Source organism: Synechococcus sp. H55.11 (genome assembly GCF_047462475.1).
Lineage (GTDB): Bacteria > Cyanobacteriota > Cyanobacteriia > Thermostichales > Thermostichaceae > Thermostichus.
This window is the reverse complement of sequence record NZ_JANSJI010000068.1, coordinates 1-5,453: the sequence shown is the minus strand read 5'-3', so window position 1 is coordinate 5,453 and position 5,453 is coordinate 1. Positions and strand designations below refer to the sequence as shown.

Below are 5,453 nucleotides of genomic sequence, written 5' to 3'. Positions count from 1 at the left end.
ATGGGGGTGGGATCCCTGCGCTTTGCCGGCAACTGGGATCCGAGCTGGCCGGAGCTGATCTTTGGCTTGGTTTGGGCCTTCTACAACCTGATGATCCTGACAGTGCGCCCCGACGATCACGATTTTGCCGGCTTTGCCCTGTCCAGCAGCAGTGCGGCGACGGAAGAGAGCGCCAACCCCTAAACTGCCCAGCCAACATCCATTGGCTGCTGCAGAGATAGAATTGCAGGCTGCCGCAGCGGCTGGTGGGCAAACGCTATGCTGTGAGAAACATACAACGATTGACTCGGCACAGGTTGCCCCCAACTCTCCGGGGAGGCGTACCGGTGGAGAGGCGGGATCCCTGGCCAAGTTGCCCCTGATGTTTGCAGAATTGAACGCAGTTTTCTGGGTTTAAGAACGGCACACCTGTGGAGTCAGAAAGACCCCCCCTTCGACTGTTTCCCCTGGGCACAGATCCCCGGCAGCAAGGCTGTGCCTACTGGCTGGAGATGGGATCCCACCGCTTGCTCCTCGATTGCGGTTTGCCTGCTTCCTCCCTCTTCAAGGCCCTGCCAGGGATCCCAGACGCGGTGATCTGCAGCCACGCTCACTTTGACCATCTGCAGGGGCTGCCCGCCTTTCATCGTCGCTACCCGCAGGTGCCCCTCTACGCCACCCCGGTGACGGCTCATTTGGCCGGCGGGTTGTGGGAGCGCGGTGTTTGGCCAGGCTACGACCGGGATATTCGCTTTCCCCCTTTTCGGGCGCTGCCCTTTGGCCGGGCGCGGGAGATCTTGCCCCACCTGATGCTCACTTTCTTTGCGGCCGGGCACCTGCCAGGGGCGGCGGCAACCCTGCTGCAAAATACCCAGACCACTCCAGCCCAAACCTGCGTGTACACCGGCGACTGTTCCCTGGCCTCAACTCGCTTTGCCCCCGGCCTGGATCTCGCCGCTTTGCGCCACTGGCAGCCGGACGTGCTGCTCATCGAAGCCTCGCTGGGATCCACCCGCCATCCGCCCCGTCGTCATCTGGAAAATCGCCTGGTGGAGCGGTTGCTCAGCGCCCTGGAAGCGGGGCAAACGGTGCTGTTGCCGCTGCCGGTGTTGGGGCTGGGGCAGGAGCTGATCTTTCTCCTCAAGGCCCACCACCGCTTTACCCAATCTCCCCAAGCACTGAAGGTGTGGGTGGCGCCGGGTTTGGCGGCAGGCTGCGAGCTCTACGAACGCTTGCTCCCCTACCTGCCGGAGCCGGTGCGCAACTTCGCCACCTACCAGCCCTTGTTTTGGGAAGACCGCCTACAGCCACAGGTGCAGCCCCTCACGGAGGCGGATCCTCTGCCCCAAGGCCTGCTGCTGTGCGATGCCGATGCTGATCCCAAGGCCTGGGATCCCATTTGGTCGAGGTTGTTGGCCCAACCGCAGCGCTCCTGTCTGCTGCTGCGGCTGCCGGAAGTGGAGCTGGCCACCCCGTTTGAGCGTTGGCCGGCACCGCTGCGCTCCCGCCTGGCGGTGGAATGGATGACCTGGCACAGCCACAACGATGTCGGGCATCTCACCCAGATCATCCACACCTTTCGCCCCCAACATCTGGTTTTGGTGCACGCCAGCCCCCAGCAAGCGCAGGATCTGGCGGATCTGCCAGAGCTGTGCAATCGCTACCATGTCCACTGCCCCCAGTCTGGCCATTGGCTAGAGCTGGCCGACGGGCGCCTGCAAACCCCGATCCAGCCCCCGGATGCTCCTGCCGAGGTCAGGGATCCCGCGGTGCGCTACGAGGGGGAGGTGGAAGAAATTTGGCAGGAACAGGGCCCGCCCCGCGCCTTGGCCGGAGTGCAGGTGCGTCTGCCGCCCCAGATCGCCCAGGATCCCCGCTGGGCCGCCTGGGCCGATACCGGCCTGGTGGAAGCCCGCTGGCAGGGATCCGAACTGGTGCTGCGCGGCCTTGCTCCACGGGAGCTGATCCGTCCGGCAGAGGCTGCCCCCGCCCCAGCAGGAATCATGTCGCGTCCAAAACAGACTTCTGCCTCCACCCATAACGGTGGCAGAAAGTGCCAGAACTGCCGCTTTGCCCGCCAGATCTTGACCTCACAAGCCCAAGCCTTTCGCTGCGACCAAGAGCGCTCTCCCCTCTACCGCCTCCGGGTGGATCCGCAAGGAAGCTGTCCTTACCATCAGCCGCTGGAAATCCGCTCTTCCGGTTAGCTTCCAACAAGCCCCGAAGCCACAGCAGCCCAAAGGCTAGAATGGGACAAGTCGCGGTAGCCACCATGCCTGAGCAACAACCCTGGGCAGCTCGCCGTCAGGGGCCGGTCGGATCCCTGGAGCGATCAGCCGACGCCTTGATCCCACCCCGCCCGCCCGTGGTGCAGATGGCTGGGGTGAACAAGGTCTACTCACTGCCGGAAGGCAGCTTTCAGGCCCTCTACGACATCAACCTAACGATCTGGCCGAGAGAGTATTGCGCCATCATGGGGCCCTCGGGCTCCGGCAAGTCCACCCTGATGAACCTCATGGGCTGTTTGGATCGGCCCAGCTCAGGGCGCTACTGGCTGGACGGCGTGGAAGTCTCTACCCTGACGGATCGGGAGCTGGCCCGGATTCGCAACCAAAAGATCGGCTTTGTCTTCCAGCAGTTTCATCTGCTGCCTGTTCTGACAGCACTGGAAAACGTCATGCTCCCCTTGGCCTATGCCGGGATCCCGGAGCCAGAACAGCGCCGGCGGGCCAAGCAAGCTTTAGAACAAGTGGGCTTGGGGAGCAAACTGCACCAGCGCCCAGCCCAGCTCTCCGGGGGCCAGCAGCAGCGGGTGGCCATTGCCCGGGCCGTCGTCAACCGACCGCAACTGTTGTTGGCTGACGAGCCCACAGGAGCCCTGGACAGCCACACCGGTCAGGAAGTGCTCAACCTTTTTGCCGAGCTCCACCGCCAGGGCATTACCCTTGTCGTGGTTACCCATGACCTGAAAGTGGCCCAGGTCGCCCAGCGCATCATCCGAGTTGCCGATGGGCATTTGCTGGCCTAGGCCGGGATCCAACGGGGGCCTATCGGGAACGAGCCGGCTTGCGCTAGCCTAAACGCAACTGAGCGCTCGGCAGGATCAGACCGTGAAATTGATCGAAGATATCATCCGATTTTTGGAAACCCGCCTAGAGGAATTCCTCAGGGCCCACCCCGAGATCGAGTTGCAAGCCCTCGACGAGCAGTTGCGCCAGCAGGAAGAGGATACTCGACGCCTGTTACAGGAAAGCCGCGCTCAGAAGCAGGCCCTCAGCGAAGCTCTCGCCAAGCTGGGCGAGGAGATCAAGACCTGGCACTTTCGCATCGAAAAAGCTGAGCAGGCCAACCGCCCCGATTTGGCCGAAGGGGCACGCCGACGCGAAGCCGAACTGCTGCAGCAAGGGAGCCGGTTGTTCAACCAAGGGAAGTCCCTAGAGGAGAAAATCCGGCAACTGGAAGCTCTACTGCCGCAAATTGCCCAGCGCCGCCAAGAGGTACAAACCAAGCTACAAGAAGTCAAAGCCGCACAAGCCAAAACTGCCGCCGAGCGGGTTAGCCCCTGGGAAAAGCTGTTTGAGGAGGATAAATTGGAGGAAGAATTTCGTCGGCTGGAGATGCGGCTAGCGGTAGATAAGGAATTGGATGACATGAAGAAAAAGGTGGGGGAACAGAAGCGGCGATAGCAGCCCGACCTGTGCCCAGAAAAACTTTGTTAACCTCGAATCCAGTTGCAACAGCCAAACCAAAATCAAGCTGGGTGGAACCTATAATTTGAGCTCTCGGTCTTAAGAGCCGGAGCAAAATCGCTTCGGAGACTTGCTCCGCCACCGAACGAGAAGGAAAGCCCCTCTTCTCCACCAAGAGTGATACGCTATTGGGCATGAATGAGTTGTATCTGAATCACCCCACATTTGGTTTGCTCTACAGCCTGTGTCGGGTTGACGAAAGTCAGGCCATCTTCACCACCCTTTATGCTCAAAGGCTCTTTTTTCGGGTTTACTTCAAGCCGCCGGATAACAACGGGGATCCTGCTGCCGTGGAGGAGCTGGTCTTTGATCCGATTAGCCGTAACGAGGCTCGCCAACTCATCGAAGAGCAGATGCGCCTGCTGCGCCGCGCCGCTCGTCAAGACGAGCTAGAACAACTGCAGTTGATCTATAAGCAAACCTTTTCCTAGCGGGGCTCCTTCTGAGAGTCTGGCATGACCTTAGGGCAAGGGTTACGTCCCCCCAGACAGCCGCTTATGGCCACTTCAAACTAGATTAAGACACTTCCCAAGCGTCCCTCGCCACTCCCCTCACCCCCAGCCCCTCTCCCTGAGGGAGAGGGGAGTCGAGAATAGCGCCCCGCGTCGCTGGCGCAAACGAAGCCTTGAAATGACGATAAAACCTAAAACTGGGACAGAAAGCGCAGGTCGCTGGTATAAAACAGACGGATATCTTGAATGCCGTGTAGGAGCATGGCCATTCGCTCGATGCCGATCCCTGCCGCAAACCCGGTGTAGCGCTCCGGGTCATAGCCCACCGCCTGAAACACATTGGGATCCACCATGCCACAGCCGAAAATCTCCAGCCACTTGGAGCCAAAGCGCACGTCCATCTCGGCGGAAGGCTCGGTGAAGGGAAAATAGCTGGGGCGAAAGCGGGTTTCTCGCTGGCCCAACAGGCGAGTGACGAACTCCTTGAGGGTACCCTTCAGGTCGCAAAAGGTGAGGTTCTCGCCCACCGCCAAAATTTCCATCTGGTGAAATACGGCAGAGTGGGTGGCATCGACGGTATCGCGGCGCATCACTCGCCCGGCATGGACAATGCGCAGCGGCGGCTGGTGCTGCTCCATGTAGCGCACCTGCACCGAAGAGGTTTGGGTGCGCATCAGATAGCCCTTTTCTAGGTAGAGGGTATCCTGCATGTCCCGCGCCGGGTGGTCGGCAGGGGTGTTGAGGGCCTCGAAGTTGTAGTACTCCGTCTCGATCTCCGGGCCGTGCACCACCGTGTAGCCCATCCCCACAAAAATATCCAGCATGCGGTCGATGGTGGCCTGCAAAGGGTGGATCCGCCCCAGAGGCCGACGCGGCCCCGGCATGGTGACATCCAGCCGCTCTGCTTCTAGGCGCTGCAGCAGTTGAGCTTCGCCAAGGGCCTGCTTGCGCTGCTCCAGGCTGGATTGGAGAGACTCTTTGAAGGTGTTGGCCAAAGCGCCAATCGCAGGCCGTTCTTCTGGGGGCAGCTTCCCCATTCCTCCCAAGATCTTGGAGAGCTTGCCCTTTTTGCCCAGGTAGTCGATGCGGAGCTGCTCCAGAGCCTCCAGATCGGCGGCTTGTTCCACTTGGGCAAGAGCCTCGCTTTGCAGGGTGAGAAGCTGCTGGCGGAGCGTGTCTTTTGCGTCTTGCATGGGGCCAATTCCAAGGGCAGAAGGGATCCCCGAAGGGCTGAATAAGTCCCTACAAAAGTATCACAGGAGGAAGCCCGGTC

Annotated in this window: 5 protein-coding genes and 1 pseudogene; 5 read left to right on the top strand and 1 reads right to left on the bottom strand. The window is 60.8% G+C overall.

Going from position 1 to position 5,453, the window contains the following annotated elements; all coding sequences use genetic code 11:
* The 5 genes and pseudogenes from NW853_RS02985 to NW853_RS02965 form a co-directional block, all read left to right on the top strand.
* A pseudogene (locus NW853_RS02985) lies at positions 1 to 183 on the top strand (cellulose synthase); the annotation flags it as partial.
* Between the two features lie 227 nt (positions 184 to 410).
* Positions 411 to 2,186, top strand: a complete 1,776-nt coding sequence (locus tag NW853_RS02980; RefSeq protein WP_414335734.1) for an MBL fold metallo-hydrolase — start codon at positions 411 to 413, stop codon at positions 2,184 to 2,186.
* Between the two features lie 65 nt (positions 2,187 to 2,251).
* Positions 2,252 to 3,007, top strand: a complete 756-nt coding sequence (locus NW853_RS02975) for an ABC transporter ATP-binding protein (RefSeq protein ID WP_414335732.1) — start codon at positions 2,252 to 2,254, stop codon at positions 3,005 to 3,007.
* Positions 3,008 to 3,089: 82 nt separating this feature from the next.
* Positions 3,090 to 3,665, top strand: coding sequence for a TIGR04376 family protein (locus NW853_RS02970; protein WP_414347684.1), 576 nt, complete (start codon positions 3,090 to 3,092; stop codon positions 3,663 to 3,665).
* 197 nt (positions 3,666 to 3,862) lie between these two features.
* Positions 3,863 to 4,159, top strand: coding sequence for a PipX family protein (locus tag NW853_RS02965; RefSeq protein WP_414335729.1), 297 nt, complete (start codon positions 3,863 to 3,865; stop codon positions 4,157 to 4,159).
* Positions 4,160 to 4,371: 212 nt separating this feature from the next.
* On the opposite strand, the gene pheS is transcribed toward NW853_RS02965, so the two are convergent.
* Positions 4,372 to 5,373 (bottom strand): phenylalanine--tRNA ligase subunit alpha, encoded by a 1,002-nt coding sequence (gene pheS, locus NW853_RS02960; RefSeq protein WP_414347681.1) that lies wholly within the window; start codon positions 5,371 to 5,373, stop codon positions 4,372 to 4,374.
* Positions 5,374 to 5,453 lie beyond the last annotated feature (80 nt).

Bases quoted from the DNA above. Each gene is read 5' to 3' on its own strand.
- NW853_RS02975 (WP_414335732.1), top strand. From the start codon at position 2,252: ATGCCTGAGCAACAACCCTGGGCAGCTCGCCGTCAGGGGCCGGTCGGA.
- pheS (WP_414347681.1), bottom strand. From the start codon at position 5,373: ATGCAAGACGCAAAAGACACGCTCCGCCAGCAGCTTCTCACCCTGCAA.
- NW853_RS02965 (WP_414335729.1), top strand. From the start codon at position 3,863: ATGAATGAGTTGTATCTGAATCACCCCACATTTGGTTTGCTCTACAGC.